Source organism: Algoriphagus ornithinivorans (assembly GCF_900115305.1).
GTDB classification, from domain to species: Bacteria; Bacteroidota; Bacteroidia; order Cytophagales; family Cyclobacteriaceae; genus Algoriphagus; species Algoriphagus ornithinivorans.
Genome location: NZ_FOVW01000003.1, coordinates 441844 through 457626, shown reverse-complemented (window position 1 = coordinate 457626; position 15783 = coordinate 441844). Strand labels below are relative to the sequence as shown.

The window sequence follows — 15783 nt, the reverse complement described above, 5'->3', positions numbered from 1 at the left end:
TCTCGATGCGGTATTAACAAAAAAGCAGTGCAGGAGAAGGGTTATTGAGTTATTGGTTATTAAGATTTTACCCCTATTCCAAACAGAGGATAATTGTCCAAACTAGAAGAAATAAACTTTGTGATCTCCTTTGCGAACTTTGCGACTTTGCGGTAAAAAAGAATATCGCTGCGGTCTCGGTCTCCGCAAAGGATAGAAGAGGCAAAGGGCGTGTGAATCTATGTTTTCTATTCTCTCTATGTGGTTTAAAACAGGCTCGCGGTGGCGCAGCGGCGCAACGATAATGTCTCCCGCAAAGGAATTAAGAGGCAAAGGGTTTATGAAGCTATATTTCTCTGTGAAAAAAATTCATACAAGTGTATTATCAAATGGTAGTGCTATAGTGAAAAGTTTAATTTGATTTAAACCTTCTTTTTCAAAAACAATCTAATGGTCAAGATCAGCGCTGATAGAATGAAAAGACCTTTTTTAATCATTGTCCATTTTCTGTTTGTTCTTTTGCTTATTTCCTCTTGTCGTAAGGAAGATATTGAGGGCCCACCGCAATTGGATGTGCTGGATTTACCGGAAGTTCCTTTTGATTACAGCACCCTAAATCTGCCCAGACATTTCACGATGAATGTTCAGGGAGGACCACTTCCCACTTCAATCAATGGAACAGACAATACTCCCTCAACCAATCCAATCACCAATGATGGTGCAACTTTGGGCAGAGTATTGTTCTATGACAAAAACCTAAGTGCAAATGGCAGCGTTTCCTGCGCATCCTGCCACAAACAAGAAAAAGGCTTTTCCGATGATAAAATACTGAGTGTAGGGTTTAATGGGGGTGAAACTAGAAGGCATTCTATGACTTTAATTAATGCCCGATTTTATCAGCGAGGAAGGTTTTTTTGGGATGAAAGGGCCGGTAGCTTGGAAGAACCGGTTTTGATGCCTTTTCAGGACCCAGTGGAAATGGGTTTGAGTATTGATGAACTGATAAGCAAAGTTCAAGACCAATCCTATTATCCAGAATTATTTCAAAAAGCCTTTGGCTCGCAGGAAGTCACATCTGATAAAATTTCAAAGGCTTTGGCACAGTTTGTTCGCAGCATTGTAAGTTATTCAAGTAAGTATGATGAAGGCCGAGCGATGGTTACTACACCTGGCGCCAATTTTCCGAATTTTACGGCAGAAGAAAATTTAGGTAAAACATTGTTTTTTGCAACCATTCCTAATGGTGGAGGTGCTTGCTTTGGATGCCATACTACAGAAGCTTTTATCAGTGCCAACCCAGGACCTCAGAATAATGGACTGGATGAATTATCTACAACAGATTTAGGAGCTGGCGAGGTTTTTAACAATCCTATTTTCACAGGTAGGTTTAAAACGAGTAGTTTAAGAAATATTGAATTGACTTCGCCATATATGCATGATGGGCGTTTTGCTTCGCTGGAGGAGGTAGTTGAGCATTATAATGGTGGCATAAAAAATCATCCCACTCTTTCTCCGGCCTTAACTGATGTGAATAATAATCCGGTTCGATTGAATTTTTCAGATGCAGAAAAAGCTGCTTTAGTCGCTTTTCTAAAAACTCTTACTGACAATACAGTAAGTACAAATCCCAAATGGAGTAACCCTTTTAGCAAGGAGAATTAAGCTTGTAAGACTACTTGCTGCCCTTAATTTAGGCATAGGGAGTAAAGATTATCTATCTACTGATTCATGGATTTAATCCAGATGAGGCCCTCTTGACTATTGAGAGTATAATTTTTCAAAACATTTATAAAAAATAAATAAAGAAGATTAACTTTAGTAAAAATTTTAATCAAGTTAATATTCCTAGATTTTGATCAAGAAAGTTAATTTTCTCCTCGCTCTCTTTAGTTCCTTCCTATTTTTTGCTTGTTCCACGAATTCATCCAAGCAAGCTGAAGATGTAGATAAATCCACACCCGTCATCATGGCCTATTATGTGCCGGAACGGGATTATAAACCTGAACAAATACCTGTTGAGAAACTGACTCATATTATTTATTCATTTACCCATGTCATAGACGGAGAGATGAAATTCCGAAAGCCGGAAGAAGCAGGACCTAAGCTTCAGGCATTGGTGGCTCAAAAAGAGAGAAATTCAAACCTAAAAGTAATGATAGCCTGCGGAGGCTGGGGAGCGGATGGCTTTTCAGATATGGCTTTGACTCCGGAAAGTAGAGCTAAGTTTATCCAAAGTGCTAAGACCTTTATCCAGGAATACAAGCTCGATGGAATGGATATGGATTGGGAATATCCGGGTATTTCCGGTGCCAGCACCAAAGCCAGACCTGAGGATACCCAGAATTTCACTGCCTTGATGAAAGGTCTGAGAGAGATGCTAGATAGCTTTGATTCTCCCAAAATTCTGACTTTCGCTTCTGCAGGGTGGAAGCGTTATTATGATTTTATAGAGATCAACGAAGTCATGAAATATGCAGATTACACCAATGTAATGACCTATGATCAAGTGTCGGGGGTATCGATCTATACAGGTCATCATACTCCATTAGGAGATGTGAAAAGTGAAGATATCTCCGGAACGCCGTTTCAAGCACATCTGGATAGCTTATTCCAAAGTGGAGCTAATCCTGATTCTGACCCAAGATCTGCTCAGAAAATTGTGGACTACTTGATTGAAAAGGGAGTAAATCCGAATCAGATTGTAATTGGAGCAGCTTTTTATGGACGGGTTTGGAAGGGAGTACCTCCTTTAAGTAATGGCTTATATCAAATGAGTGGAGGATTACATCAAGGTTGGATGGCTTATCATTGGATCAGAGATACCTACGAAAAAGACCCCAATTTTCAGCGATTTTGGGATGAGAAAGCCCAAGCACCTTTTATGTACAATGCGAAAGACAGCCTGATGCTATCCTACGATGATACTCTTTCGGTAGCGCTTAAAACTACCTATGCCAAGGAAAAAGGTCTGGGCGGAATCATGTTTTGGGAATTGGGCAACGATACCAAAGAATCCGGCTCCTTATTGGATGCAATCTATAAGGCAGCACAGCAGTAAACCCTAACCTTTGAGGTTTTTCAAACCTCGAAGGTTTATGTTTAGACCCAATCAAAACTTTGGGTTTTGTTCAAACCTAGAAGGTTTCATTGACTCTTTATATTTTTTAAAGGCAGTATTTTTCCTATTGGATTAATTAGTTGAAATGACGTTCTTAGTCAAAGAAATGAGGTAAGAATTTTTTGACTGAAATAGCCGACAGTTAGCATTTGTTATCGTTTTCCGTCGGACAAATAGCCAAAAAATATTAGAAAAGAGTTTTTAAAAAATCTGCGCCTTTATACATAAGAAATATAGACGCAATTACCTTAGGTGATATGCGTAAATACAAATGTTGTGGTGCATTAAAAAGAAATCGTGAAAACAAAGAAAATCCGCGGACATAACAGAAGATGGAATGACATTGACCAATGGGTTGAAACGCATAAGAATCTCGATTTGATCTATTTGAAAGAGTACAAGCGAGATTATGCGAAAATTCGAGTTCACCCTTGGAGCGGAATTTCTTTAACCAACAGCCAAACACCTAGTCCAAAAGGACAAACAAAGTCCAGAATCCTAAGTGGACTTATTGAAATTTATGATTCTTGGAAAAGGGAATTGGACAAACTTGATGAAAACTATTATTTGAGAATATGGCTCTTTGAACCAAGATTTGCGAATTCTCAAGTTGTCTGTGCGATTGGAGAATATTTGGACTTTTATGAAAACACTTTTTTTAAACCAGACGAGTCAAAGAAGTTGAACCCCGAGAAATATGGACAGTTAAAAGATGAAATTGAAAATTTTAATTGGGAATATAGACTTGACGAAGACCACTTTGACAACAGCGAACCAGGTGACCCAGAATTTTACGCAACATTAGCGGACTATGAAGAAGATAAAAAGTGGTTTGAAAAAATGCTAAAAAAGCCACACAGAACAACGAAATTTAAAGAGCCAATTGGAGAAGCTACTGAATCATATTCATTCAAAAAAGGAGATGTTTGGCTTGGAGAAAAATAAAAAAACGCACCACAACAACGCATATAGCTTATGGCGGGTTAACGGCTGCCAGCAAGGTTTTCGCTCCGAAGCCAGCTTTGGTTTCGGTGGACAAGAAATTACTTCGAAACCGCCACAAGCCATATGCAAAACGTTGCAGCCAATTTTTGAAAACCGACAATGGACAAATTCAACTGGATAAAAGAACATTTTTCAAATAGACAAGAGAATTCTTGGAATCATATCTCTTATATAGTTCCAAATGTTTTTGATGAATATTATCTAATTCATTGGAAAGTTGGAATTGTTGACAATTTTCCTTTTGACGAATATCCAGAACAAAATGAAACAATCGAACAAACAAACCAGAGAATAAAGATTGAAAGAGAATTTGGACTTTTTATTAATCCTGACAAGGACAAATTATTTAGGGAAATATCATTAAAACAAATTTCAGAGACTTTTGAAAAACCATATGACTACAAATTATTAAACAGAATAAAACCAACACCTGCGGTTAAAATTCTTGAAAAACAAAGTAAAATTGCTTTAAAAACAAGTCTTATAAAATTAGCAAACGGACGGTTGTTAAATCTTTTTATTGATGATGTTTATAGGTACTCGATTGACGAAGACCCTAAACAAGAACGTACAGAAATTGACGTTGAAAAATACCTTGAACTTCAAGAAGACTTTTACTTCGATTATTGTACTTATTTATTTCCAGACGACTTAAGTTGGTGCTTGACAACTTCTGAAGATTTACCAATGTTTTTATGTATTAAAAAGGAAGTTAAAAGTAATTTTCAAATTGACTTTGGACTAGAAACTTTTGAAATTGAATACAATGAAGAGTTATACTGACCAAAGAACAACTGGCTATAACAAAACATACCCAAAAGTGGCGGTTCAGTGGTTAAATTCCGCCGCGGCGGATGCTTCTATCAAAGTTTCTGCTTGGTTGACAGTGAAGTGCTCCGAAATCGCCACCTTCGGGTAGCTGCAATCCGTTGCCCACAATTATGAAAAGACTGCTTTCCATATTAATTCTGCTAAATTTTACTCTGGGTTTTTCCCAAAGCATAAAGCTGATTGAAAAGCCGACTTTTAAAGGTGCAGTTTTTCCGGAGACTTATAAGATTCTTTACACTCAAAATCCTCCAGAAGAAAGGAGGTTTACTCCCACAATAGCTGAGATTGAGAAATTGGAAACTCAACTGAGAAAAGACATAAGAGAAATTAATAAAAATAAACCCAACCATGGAAAAGATTACGGACCTGTAATCCATCGAAATTTAAGCAAGTATGTCAGACAATATATCGGATTCATTGATGAAGACGGCCAGAAAGTTATACACGTAAATTTTCTCTGGAATCATTACAGCTTATTGGACAGTATTCGTGGCTGGACAAAACCCGACGATCGTTGGAAAACGGAATGGCAAATGACTTTTGATGGAGGAAGCCGATTTTGGAATATTAAATACCTTGTTGACGAAAATAAGTTTATAGACTTTCGAGTAAATGGAGTTGCTTAAAAATAACTGTGGTGGAACATCGGTTAACGAACAAATAGCGGCAGACCATCTAAAATGACATTTTTCACTACCTGTAAAAGATAATTTAACGACAAATTCACGTTCCCAAGCCGCTACTTGCGTTAACCGGAGACGTTAACCTTCATTCCCATAAAAAACCTCTCCAATTATCCCTAAACGACCTTACTTCTAGTGTCTCATCAAATTTCAAAATAGATGCTCAATCGACTCATATTTTCCATAGATATCCCAGCTGAAAAACCCAGTGTTTGGAAAGCCCTTTGGGAGGATGAGTACTATAGGAAATGGTCTGCTGTCTTTTTGGAAGGATCTTATATGCTCGCTGAAAATTGGGAAGAGGGAGGAGTTGTACATTTCCTTGGGCCAGATCAAAGTGGCATATACAGTAAAATTGAGCAATTCATTCCTTATTCAATCATATCTTTTAAGCATATCGGTAAAGTGACAGATGCAAAGCCCCAGCCTATAGATGAAGAAACCAAAACATGGTCAGGAGCCAATGAAACCTATAAGCTAATTGAGGGAAAAAATACTGTTAAACTAGAAGTGGAAATAGATGTGATGGATGAGCATTTGGAATTTATGCAAGATAAATTCCCCAAAGCACTGGAACTAATCAAAGAAAACTCCTGCTTATAGCATTTTTTCCTTAGTTCCTATTCTCAAATTCTGCTTTTGCCTTATCCAAAAATTCAATGAATGCCGGAATACTGGTATCGTAGGAACGGGGGTTTACTAGCAGGTTTTCTTCATGATCCAAAATCACATAATAGGGCTGGGCATTGTTTTGAAATCGGGATATTTGGAAATCAGCATTTTGCTTGCCCAAGGTTTTTTTCACTTTCCCATCGTATTCTGAAGTGTACCATTCACGTTCAGGAAGCTCAAATCGTTCATCGATATACAGCGCAACCATCACAAAATCCTCCTTCAGCCTTCTCAGAACTTCCGGATCCAACCACACATTTTCCTCCATTTTGCGACAATTCACGCATCCATGACCGGTAAAATCAATCAATAAGGGTTTATTGGCTTTTTTTGCGGCCTTTAAACCTTGTTCATAATCAAAATAGCCCTTGATGCCATGAGGGATTTCCAGTAAATCCGAATATTTCACTGGCTCATCCAAGATATATTGAGATGATTCTCCCACAGCAGCTGTTCCGTTTATTTTGAATTGCTGAGAAGTAAGGGGAGGTAAATATCCGCTCAAATATTTCAAAGGAGCTCCCCAAAGTCCTGGGATCATGTATACGGCAATCATCAAACTGAGCAATGCCAGCAATAGCCTGGGAACACCTATGAAATCTAGCGGAGAGTCATGAGGTAATTTGATTTTCCCAAAGAGATACAGACCTAGAGCAAAGAAGATGACAATGTGGATTACCAAGAAAATATCTCGGTCTAGTATGCCCCAGTGATAGACCTGATCTGCGATGGACAAAAATTTGAAGGCCAGCGCAAGCTCCAAAAAGCCTAAAACAACTTTGACAGAGTTTAACCATCCGCCAGACTTTGGAAGACTACTCATCCAACCCGGGAAAACTGCGAAAAGAGTAAATGGAATTGCAAATGCCAAGGAGAATGAGAACATGCCTAAAATTGGTTTGATCAACTCTCCTCCAGCTGAAGAAATCAAAATAGAACCTACAATGGGACCAGTACATGAGAATGAAACCAATACCAGGGTGAAGGCCATAAAAAAGATTCCGATTAAACCTCCTTTTTCGGATTTGGCGTCTACCTTATTCACAAATGAAGAAGGCAAGGTGATTTCGAATAAACCCAAAAAGGCTAAGGCAAAAACAATGAAAATTCCGAAGAAAAAGAGATTGGGAAGCCAATGGGTCGCCAGCCAGTTTGCAAACTCCGGCCCTTGAATAGCTGCAACAGCAGTTCCTGCAATCGTATAAATTGCAATGATAGAAATCCCATAAATAAAGCCATTTCGAATTCCTGCTACCTTGGTTTTAGCTCTTCCGGTGAAAAAACTGACGGTCATTGGAATCATCGGGAAAACACAGGGAGTCAAAAGAGCTGCCAGTCCAGCTAAAAAGGCCAAGACCATAAAGCCCCATAAACCGGGGTTTTCTGTCCCTTCGATTTCTATGGTAATCACCTGCTCTTGAGCGGGAGTTCTCTCTGCCGTTTCATCTGCCGGCAAAACCTCCTCCTCCGCTAAATTAAATAGCCCGCTATCAGCAGAAGTTTGAACATTTGCTTCAGTTGGGCTTTCTGTTACAGATGCATTTGGCTGGGCTTTGAAATCAAGGATTATCTCTTCTTCATAATTGATACATTGCCCTGTCAGGTCTGAGCACATCTGATATTCTAAGCTGCCACGGATTTCCCCGGTAGGTTTAGAAAGGATCAAACCCTGCTCAAAAACCCCTTTTTTGATAAAATACGTTACCTCACCTTCCCAGACCTCCTCGTATTTTTTCTTAGCACCTACTTCCTGAAGTTTACCTTTGGCTACATAAGCATCAGAATTGCTGAGTTTCAAGGTGGTCAATAAAGGGCCAAGATTCGGATCGAAGCTGGTTCCATAAACATACCAACCTGCAGGGATTTCAGCCTCTAAAATCAGCTTTATCTCTTCTCCTACCTGAGGATTGGCGGGTTCAATTCTACTAGTCCAAACCGGAGCTTTGATGATTTGAGCTAAGGAATTGAAGCTTATCAGTATAAAAATTAAACTGAGAAAGCTGATATTTTGAAGGGATCTGAGGCTCATAAACTGATGGAAAATTAAATCAGGATAGATTTAATTGGTCGAAATGATAAGTGTTTATTGTTTATTTAAGCATTGAAAATTGCCTTTTGGTTCACTTCAATTTTCAATCTCTACTTTTTGTGACTATTCTGAATCAAGATTTTAATTATTTCTTTTTTTCTTTTCAAAATAGAAAACTTTTAAATCCCCCTAGCCTCTTGAAAAGGGGGATTGGCACGTTTTCAAATTTGAGTAAAACCTATTCACTCAATTTCTTAAAATGCCTGAAGAAAGCGGCGATAGTTTCTATTCCTATGAAGTAATTCTGAACCCCATAATGTTCATTTGGAGAATGAAGGGCATCTGTATCCAAGCCAAAACCAAATAAAATAGGATCCGAACCTAATTCCTTTTGGAAAAGCGCAACAATTGGAATGGATCCTCCTTCACGAGTAGGAATTGGACGTTTGCCGAAGGTTTCTTCCATAGCTGCTTCGGCGGCTTTATAACCCACAGAAGAATCTGATACAACAGCGGGAGAACCTCCATGATGGCTTTTCACTTTAACTTTCACACCAGCCGGAGCGATGGATTTGAAATGCTTTTCAAAAAGCTGTGCGATTTCCTGCCAGTTTTGATCAGGAACCAAACGCATGGAAATTTTTGCATAAGCCTTTGAAGGAAGCACTGTTTTAGCTCCTTCACCGGTATATCCACCCCAAATTCCATTCACATCCAATGTAGGTCTGATGCCTACCCGCTCGATGGTGGTATATCCTTTTTCTCCAAAAACAGTAGCTACGTCCAGTTTCTCTTCATACTCTTTCAAGTCAAAAGGAGCTTCATTTAATCTTCCTCTTTGCTCTGCTGTCAGTTCCTGCACTTTGTCATAAAATCCAGGAATAGTGATGTGCTCATTTTCATCTTTGAGAGAGGCAATCATTTTACACAGTACATTGATTGGGTTAGCCACAGCACCACCGTAAGTTCCGGAGTGAAGATCACGATTAGGTCCCGTCACCTCTACTTCCATGTAAGCTAATCCTCTCAAGCCCACTGTAATTGATGGATCTTGCATGCTGATCATATGGGTATCAGAAATCAAAATCACGTCTGATTTTAATTTCTCTTTATTTTCTATGACAAAAGCATCTAAGTTGTCGGAGCCCACTTCTTCCTCTCCTTCTATCATAAATTTGACATTGCAGGGTAAATCTCCTGCTGCCATCATGGCTTCGAAAGCCTTTACATGCATGTAGAATTGTCCTTTGTCATCGGCAGAACCTCTGGCAAAAATGGCTCCCTCAGGGTGATTTTTAGTCTTCTTGATGATAGGATCAAAAGGAGGAGAATCCCATAATTCATAAGGATCGGCTGGTTGCACATCGTAATGTCCATAAACCAATACAGTTGGAAGGGATGGATCTATAATTTTTTCTCCGTAAACGATAGGGTATCCAGGCGTAGGGCAAATTTCAGCCATATCAGCTCCTGCCTTTTCCAGACTTTCTTTTACAAATTCCGCTGCGCGAAATACTTCGTCTTTGAATTTGGGATCAGCACTGACAGAAGGAATTTTCAATAAGTCAATCAATTCATTGAGAAATCGCTCTTTGTTTGCTTGGATAAAATCGTTTACTGCCATGGGTTTTGATTCTGTTTTTTGTTAAAGGCTTAAAATTATCGCTTTCAGGAGGAAATGCCTATTATGTTTGCGGTTTTGTTGGGGAAAAGCGGTTTATGATCTCCCGCAAAGGATGGAAGATGAGTAATTGTCTAATGGAGTAACTGATTAATTGAGACAAATTTGTTCGGGGTTCAGGGTTCATTGTTCTACTTCAAAGCCCGCTAATTCTCCCGAGAAGGATAAAAAAGGCGAAGAATCTATTAAGCTATGCTTTCTATCATTTCTCTGTGGTTTTAAAAAATAGCTTGCAGAGGTGCAGGGGGAGACTTATGGGTTATTGAGTTATTAGTTACTAAGATTTTGTTCCTAGTCCAAACAGAAGATACTTTTCTAAACTAAAAGACATAAACCTTGCGATCTTCTTTGCGGCCTCCGCGTCTCTGCGGTAAATAAGATTCTCGCGGAGCCGCAGTAGCGCAAAGTTTTATCTCCCGCAAAGGATACAAGAGGCCAAAGATTTAGGAAGCTATGTTTACTATCGATTTTATTTTGTGGAAAAATACAACAGGATTCAAGTAGTTAATTGTTAATAGTTATTGAGTTCTCGTTTAGGGAAAAGCTCAATTTTGTCCAATGCTATGTGGGCTACTGTGCCTATGTGGTTTTAAAAGTGCATCAAACGAATTGCTAACTTAATATCCCGCAAAGGATACAAGAGGCGAAGAATCTATTAAGCTATGCTTTCTATCATTTCTCTGTGGTTTTAAAAAATAGCTTGCAGCGGCCAAGGGGAGAGCTATGTGTTACTGAGTTATTAGTTATTAAGATTTTGCCCCTATTCCAAACAGAGGATATTTTTCAAAACTTAAAGACATAAACCTTGCGATCTTCTTTGCGGCCTTCGCGCCTCTGCGGTGAAATTCAATATTCTCTCAAATAAATTTTACTAGTTATCAATTAACAAAAACCAGCCCTCTCCATGGTAAAGAGCTTTAAAATTGATTACTTAGTAGAAAGCAAAAGATCTTATGAAAGCGATTATTTGTCAAGAACACGGAATGCCTGAATCCCTGATCTTTGGGGATTTGCCAGATCCCAAAGCAGCTGCCAAGCAAATAGTAATTCAGGTGGAGGCATGTGGGGTAAATTTTCCTGATGTTCTGATCATTCAAAACAAATATCAATTCAAACCAGAATTACCCTTCTCTCCAGGAGGGGAGGTGGCGGGAAGAGTTATTGAGGTTGGAGAGGGAGTCAAGCAATTTAAGCTTGGGGATTCTGTTTTAGCCTTATGTGGATGGGGAGGTTTTGCTGAAAAGGTAGCAGTGGATATTGACCGTGTTTTTCCTCTACCTCCGGGTTTACCTTCAGAAATTGCCGCGACCACTTTGTATACTTACGGCACCTCATTTCATGCCTTAAAAGACCGGGCCCAACTCAAAGAAGGAGAAACCTTGTTGGTATTAGGAGCGGCAGGTGGAGTAGGACTTGCAGCAGTTGAATTGGGGAAGTTACTCGGAGCCCATGTTATTGCTGCGGCATCTTCCCAAGAAAAGTTGGATTTATGCAAAAAGAAAGGTGCTTCGGAAACGATCAATTATGAAAAGGAGGACCTTAAGAATAGAATCAAAGAGTTGACCGGTGGAAAAGGCGTGGACGTAGTTTATGATCCTGTCGGAGGAAATTTTACCGAAGCAGCTTTACGTGGTATTGCTTGGAAAGGAAGGTATTTGATCGTGGGTTTCGCAAACGGAGAAATCTCTCAAATCCCAATGAATCTACCCCTATTGAAAGGATGCTCTATCATGGGAGTGTTTTGGGGGCAGTTCTCCAAACTGGAATCGGAGAAAAGTTTTCAGAATATCAGACAGTTAATGCAGTGGATTCAAGAAGGAAAGATTCAACAGCATATCGGCCGGAAATATTCATTGGAAGAAGCTCCAGAAGCTTTGCAGGCTATATTAGATAGAAAAATGCTCGGAAAAGGAGTGGTTGTTATTAGAAATTAGAGTCGAGAGGCGAGAAGTGAGATACAAGATGTCAGGCTGAGCGCCTGCCTGCTAAAAGCAGGGAGTCGAAGCCCTAATTCCAAAAATTAGGCCCCGACACCGCTGATTTGCATTAGAATCCTGATTTTAAAGCCTTCTTATAACTTTTAAACCGCCTTCACATTGACCTCAATATTCCCGCGAGTGGCTTTGGAATAAGGGCAAACTTCATGAGCCGCTTCTACTAATTTTTGAGCATGCTCCAAAGATTGTGCATGAGGGATTTTCACTTCTATATCTACAGCCAAACCAAAGCTATTTGGGCCATAATTTCCCAAATGTACTTTCGCTTTAATTTCTGAATCTCTCAAACTCGTTTTGCCGGCAACGGCACCCAAGGCTCCTCCAAAGCAGGAAGCATAGGCCGCAGCAAATAATTGTTCCGGATTGGTTTTTTCTCCATCTCCCCCAATTTCTTTAGGCATGGATACATCAAAATCTAATTTTCCGTCGTCAGTGCGGACATGACCTTTTCTACCTCCGGTGTTGACAGCAACCGCAGTGTAATCGATATTCAGTTTTTCCATATTATTTTTTGGCTGTTTTTATCTCCCTAAACAAGTCTTGGAGCTGCTTGTTCAATTTTGAGATATCCAAACTGTCAATTTGCTCGAATTCAGCTTCTAAATTTTGAATAATGGTTTCCACCTTACTTTGAAGACTTTTCCCTGGATAGGTTAATTCCACTTTTACTTTTCTTTCATCTGCCTCACTTCTAATTCTCTTGACATAATTCTGAGATTCGAGCTTTTTGATCAAGGGAGTTAAAGTTCCGGAGTCCAATTCCAATTTTTCACCTATTTGATTGACATACTGACCATCTTCTTCCCAAAGAACCGAAAGAGTTAAATATTGTGGATAAGTCAATTCCAGTTCTTTAAGCCTCAATTGGAAAGCCTGAATCAAAAGTCTGGAGTTCGTATAAAGCAGGAGGGAAAGGTCTTTAAGATCTGACATAGCTAATTTGTATTTGACTCAATTTAATTGGAAAAATGCTTTAAATAAAGTCTAATCATAAAAAAAACCATCCTAACTGGATGGTTTTCAATTTTCTAGTCTAATAATACCGCCCAATCATAGGATGATCTACTATTTTCTGTTTCAAGAGTAAGTCATTAATAGGGCCATGTTTTTTGTAATAAATATTTCCTCCTGGTTCTATCAATAATGTGACGGGTAAACTCCCATCCCATTCTTTTCCTACTACATCAATGACCTCATATTTATCTTTTGCATCCATGATATAATTAGGCAGAGCAGAGGCTTTTCCTTTCAGGAATTTCAAAGCTTTGGCTTCTTGATCCGGACTATCCATGGAGATGGAGACAAACTGGAAATCCCGCTCTCCATACATTCTTTGCATGGTGATGAATTCAGGATACTCCATGATACAGGGCCCACACCAAGTGGCCCAGAAATTTACCAGCATCAGTTCATCCGTTTTATTTTGAAGTAAATCCGCTAATCCCGATGTGGATAACTTTTCCAAAGTCACAGGTTTTTCTTCCCATTCTTTGTTCATTTTGATGGTGTATTCATTTTTCCATGCCCATTTCATAGAGCAACCGAATGCCGGGGTTTGAGCCTGATCCGCTGGTAATGCCTCGCCTTTTAAAGTAAAGTCTATTGCCTGATGTAGATCCTCTGCATTGGCAGTTCCGGGCTTTTCAGAACGGTCGATCCTTCCGGAATAAGTCAACTTCCTGTTTTTGTCGAAAACAAAAACATGTGGGGTTGCAGTTGGGCCATAGGCTGTGGAAAACTCATGCGTATCCCCATCATAGAGGTAAGGAAAATTGAAATTTTTCATTTCAGCACGGATTCCCATTTCCTCAAATGAATCACTCAAATCCGTGTAACCCAATTCTTCAGGAAGAATGGCAATGGGGCTATTGGAGGATATTGCTACAAAAGCTACAGACTCATTTTTGTATTTATCCACAGTTTGGATAAATCTGTCTTCGTAGGCCTGCGCTGTCGGGCAGTGATTACAGGTAAAATTGACCACCAATACATCAGAATCCCCAAAATCCTCCAGACTATAGTAATTTCCATCTACAGCTGGAAGGTTGAATGGAGGAGCGGAATCGCCTATTTGCAATTGATTGATGGGCTGCTCTTCCACCAGCTGGGGGTTAGCAACAAATGTGGATAAGTCTTCTTTCAACTCATCTTGAATCAATACTGACTCCTTCTTTTGAGAGCAGGAAAAGCTGATTCCAAGGAGAGTTATCCACATTAGGAATGTATTATTTATCTTCATAGAAATTGCTTGCTTAGGTTAAGGCTATATTATTTTGATAGGTATAGTGCAAATGGGTATTGGCTTCATAATCCTTCCCGAAATTTTGATTGATTGGGTCCCAATCCAGAGGTCTTCCCAACTTCTTAGCGATATTTCCAATGGTGCAAACTGTACAGGTGCTATGGCCGATTTCTACCGGAACAATAGGGTCTTTTCTCCTTCTTATCGATTCAATAAAATCCACATGATGTTGATTGAATGAAAAATTATCTGAACTCTTATCCAAGGCTAATTCAGGGATTGAAGTATCATAATTTCCTCTTGAGACCTTAATCCAGCCTTTTTCTCCCATAAACTTTACTCCCTGTCTTCCCTCATCAAATGAAGTTATCAACATTTCTATTCCGTCTGAATATTGATAGGTGAGAGGCTTTCCTTCGGTAGCTGGGATAACTTTCACGGGTCCGTTTCTGTCCATTCCTAATCCCCATTGAGCTACATCAATCATATGCGCTCCCCAATCAGTCATCAGACCACCTCCTGTTTCTTCAAACCATCTCCAGGCTGCCCAGAGTTTTTCATTCTCCTCTGGATTTAAAGAAATAGGCGGGTTCAAATTCGGGTGATACGGGATTTCTTGAATCGGGCCCAGCCATTTTTCCCAATTTAATCCGCTTGGAATCGCTTCAGGTGTTAAATCAAAAGGCTTGGGATGAGGATTATCTCCTACATGGACTAGGACTTGTTTAATTTTTCCCAATCTTCCCTTTTGCACATGATGAGCTGCAGTTTGAAAGTTCACTGCAGAGCGCTGCATACTTCCAACTGCCAAAACGATTGCATTTTCCCTTACTGCTTTGATCAATTCCTGACCTTCAAATACGGTAAATGTTAAGGGCTTTTCGAGGTAGATATCTTTCTTCGCTTTGCAGGCATCTATTGCAATTTTTGCATGCCAATGATCTGGAGTGGCAATGACTACTGCATCGATATTCGGATTGGCTAGGAGCTCCTGGTAGTCCTCGTATAAATTGAAGGGTGGAGCTGTTCTTTTTTGATCAGCATATACTTTTTGAACACGCTGTTCAAATCTCCTTCTTTTGATCTCGTAAACATCTGCAGCTGCTAAGACATCAACTCCTTCAATGCTCATCATTCTATTGAGCAAGCCCATGGCCTGTCGTCCTACTCCAATAAAACCCAGTCGAATGGTTTGTGGGTTTGGCTTAGAAGTTTGAGCAAATCCGAATTGAGGAGCAAGGCTGAGTCCTGCTCCGGTGAGTAAGCTGGTTCCTAGAAATTTCCTTCTGGAAAAAGAATGTTTTGACATGATGATAGGTTATTGGGTTTGAATGCATTATGAATGATTAAAATACTTTAATTCCTGAGGAAAGCGAAATACTGTTTGATAGGAATGCTATTGTAGGGATGAATTGATGAAATCGAGCATGAAGTAGCCGTTACACACAGAGATGACTATCAAGAACGCTAGATTCCATGTGACCTTTGAAAATCAATTATAGACACATGAAAAATAAGTGATAGATGATTTTTTGAGTTGGCTGAA

General features: G+C 39.5%; 13 protein-coding genes. 7 read left to right on the top strand and 6 right to left on the bottom strand.

Translation table 11 applies throughout. The features are described 5' to 3' along the window. The first annotated feature begins 429 nt into the window (after positions 1 to 429). The 6 genes from BM073_RS06275 to BM073_RS06250 all read left to right on the top strand — a co-directional run bounded on the left by BM073_RS06275 (position 430) and on the right by BM073_RS06250 (position 6219). The gene (locus BM073_RS06275) at positions 430 to 1641 is read left to right on the top strand and encodes a cytochrome c peroxidase (RefSeq protein WP_217643095.1); all 1212 of its coding nucleotides are present in this window, start codon (positions 430 to 432) and stop codon (positions 1639 to 1641) included. A 190-nt stretch (positions 1642 to 1831) separates the two neighbouring features. Continuing rightward, positions 1832 to 3037 (top strand): glycoside hydrolase family 18 protein, encoded by a 1206-nt coding sequence (locus BM073_RS06270; protein WP_217643094.1) that lies wholly within the window; start codon positions 1832 to 1834, stop codon positions 3035 to 3037. Between the two features lie 357 nt (positions 3038 to 3394). Beyond that, the gene (locus BM073_RS06265) at positions 3395 to 4042 is read left to right on the top strand and encodes a hypothetical protein (RefSeq protein WP_139217454.1); all 648 of its coding nucleotides are present in this window, start codon (positions 3395 to 3397) and stop codon (positions 4040 to 4042) included. A 159-nt stretch (positions 4043 to 4201) separates the two neighbouring features. After that, a complete protein-coding gene (locus BM073_RS06260; protein WP_091651973.1) occupies positions 4202 to 4885 on the top strand; it encodes a hypothetical protein in 684 nt (227 codons plus the stop codon). Between the two features lie 158 nt (positions 4886 to 5043). Then, on the top strand, positions 5044 to 5559 hold the full coding sequence (locus tag BM073_RS06255; RefSeq protein ID WP_091651971.1) for a hypothetical protein: 516 nt from the start codon (positions 5044 to 5046) through the stop codon (positions 5557 to 5559). A gap of 216 nt (positions 5560 to 5775) precedes the next feature. Next, positions 5776 to 6219 (top strand): hypothetical protein, encoded by a 444-nt coding sequence (locus BM073_RS06250; protein ID WP_091651968.1) that lies wholly within the window; start codon positions 5776 to 5778, stop codon positions 6217 to 6219. Positions 6220 to 6229: 10 nt separating this feature from the next. Here the strand turns inward: BM073_RS06250 and BM073_RS06245 are convergent, their stop codons facing one another. Together BM073_RS06245 and BM073_RS06240 are read right to left on the bottom strand one after the other, a co-directional pair. Then, positions 6230 to 8317 carry a protein-disulfide reductase DsbD family protein gene (locus BM073_RS06245; protein WP_091651967.1) on the bottom strand — a complete coding sequence of 696 codons (2088 nt, stop codon included), beginning with the start codon at positions 8315 to 8317 and terminating at the stop codon, positions 6230 to 6232. Between the two features lie 238 nt (positions 8318 to 8555). Further along, on the bottom strand, positions 8556 to 9941 hold the full coding sequence (locus BM073_RS06240) for a dipeptidase (RefSeq protein WP_091651965.1): 1386 nt from the start codon (positions 9939 to 9941) through the stop codon (positions 8556 to 8558). A gap of 1010 nt (positions 9942 to 10951) precedes the next feature. Between BM073_RS06240 and BM073_RS06235 the strand changes: the two genes are divergently transcribed. Beyond that, positions 10952 to 11932: an NADPH:quinone oxidoreductase family protein gene (locus tag BM073_RS06235; RefSeq protein WP_091651962.1), complete on the top strand. Its 981-nt coding sequence runs from the start codon at positions 10952 to 10954 to the stop codon at positions 11930 to 11932. A 146-nt stretch (positions 11933 to 12078) separates the two neighbouring features. Here the strand turns inward: BM073_RS06235 and BM073_RS06230 are convergent, their stop codons facing one another. The 4 genes from BM073_RS06230 to BM073_RS06215 all read right to left on the bottom strand — a co-directional run bounded on the left by BM073_RS06230 (position 12079) and on the right by BM073_RS06215 (position 15546). Continuing rightward, on the bottom strand, positions 12079 to 12498 hold the full coding sequence (locus BM073_RS06230) for an organic hydroperoxide resistance protein (protein WP_091651961.1): 420 nt from the start codon (positions 12496 to 12498) through the stop codon (positions 12079 to 12081). A gap of 1 nt (position 12499) precedes the next feature. Continuing rightward, positions 12500 to 12928, bottom strand: a complete 429-nt coding sequence (locus BM073_RS06225) for a MarR family winged helix-turn-helix transcriptional regulator (protein WP_091651960.1) — start codon at positions 12926 to 12928, stop codon at positions 12500 to 12502. A 100-nt stretch (positions 12929 to 13028) separates the two neighbouring features. Then, positions 13029 to 14234, bottom strand: coding sequence for a redoxin domain-containing protein (locus BM073_RS06220; protein WP_245756379.1), 1206 nt, complete (start codon positions 14232 to 14234; stop codon positions 13029 to 13031). Positions 14235 to 14247: 13 nt separating this feature from the next. Then, entirely contained in the window at positions 14248 to 15546 is a 1299-nt protein-coding gene (locus BM073_RS06215) for a Gfo/Idh/MocA family protein (protein WP_091651956.1), read from the bottom strand. Between the last annotated feature and the right edge of the window lie 237 nt (positions 15547 to 15783).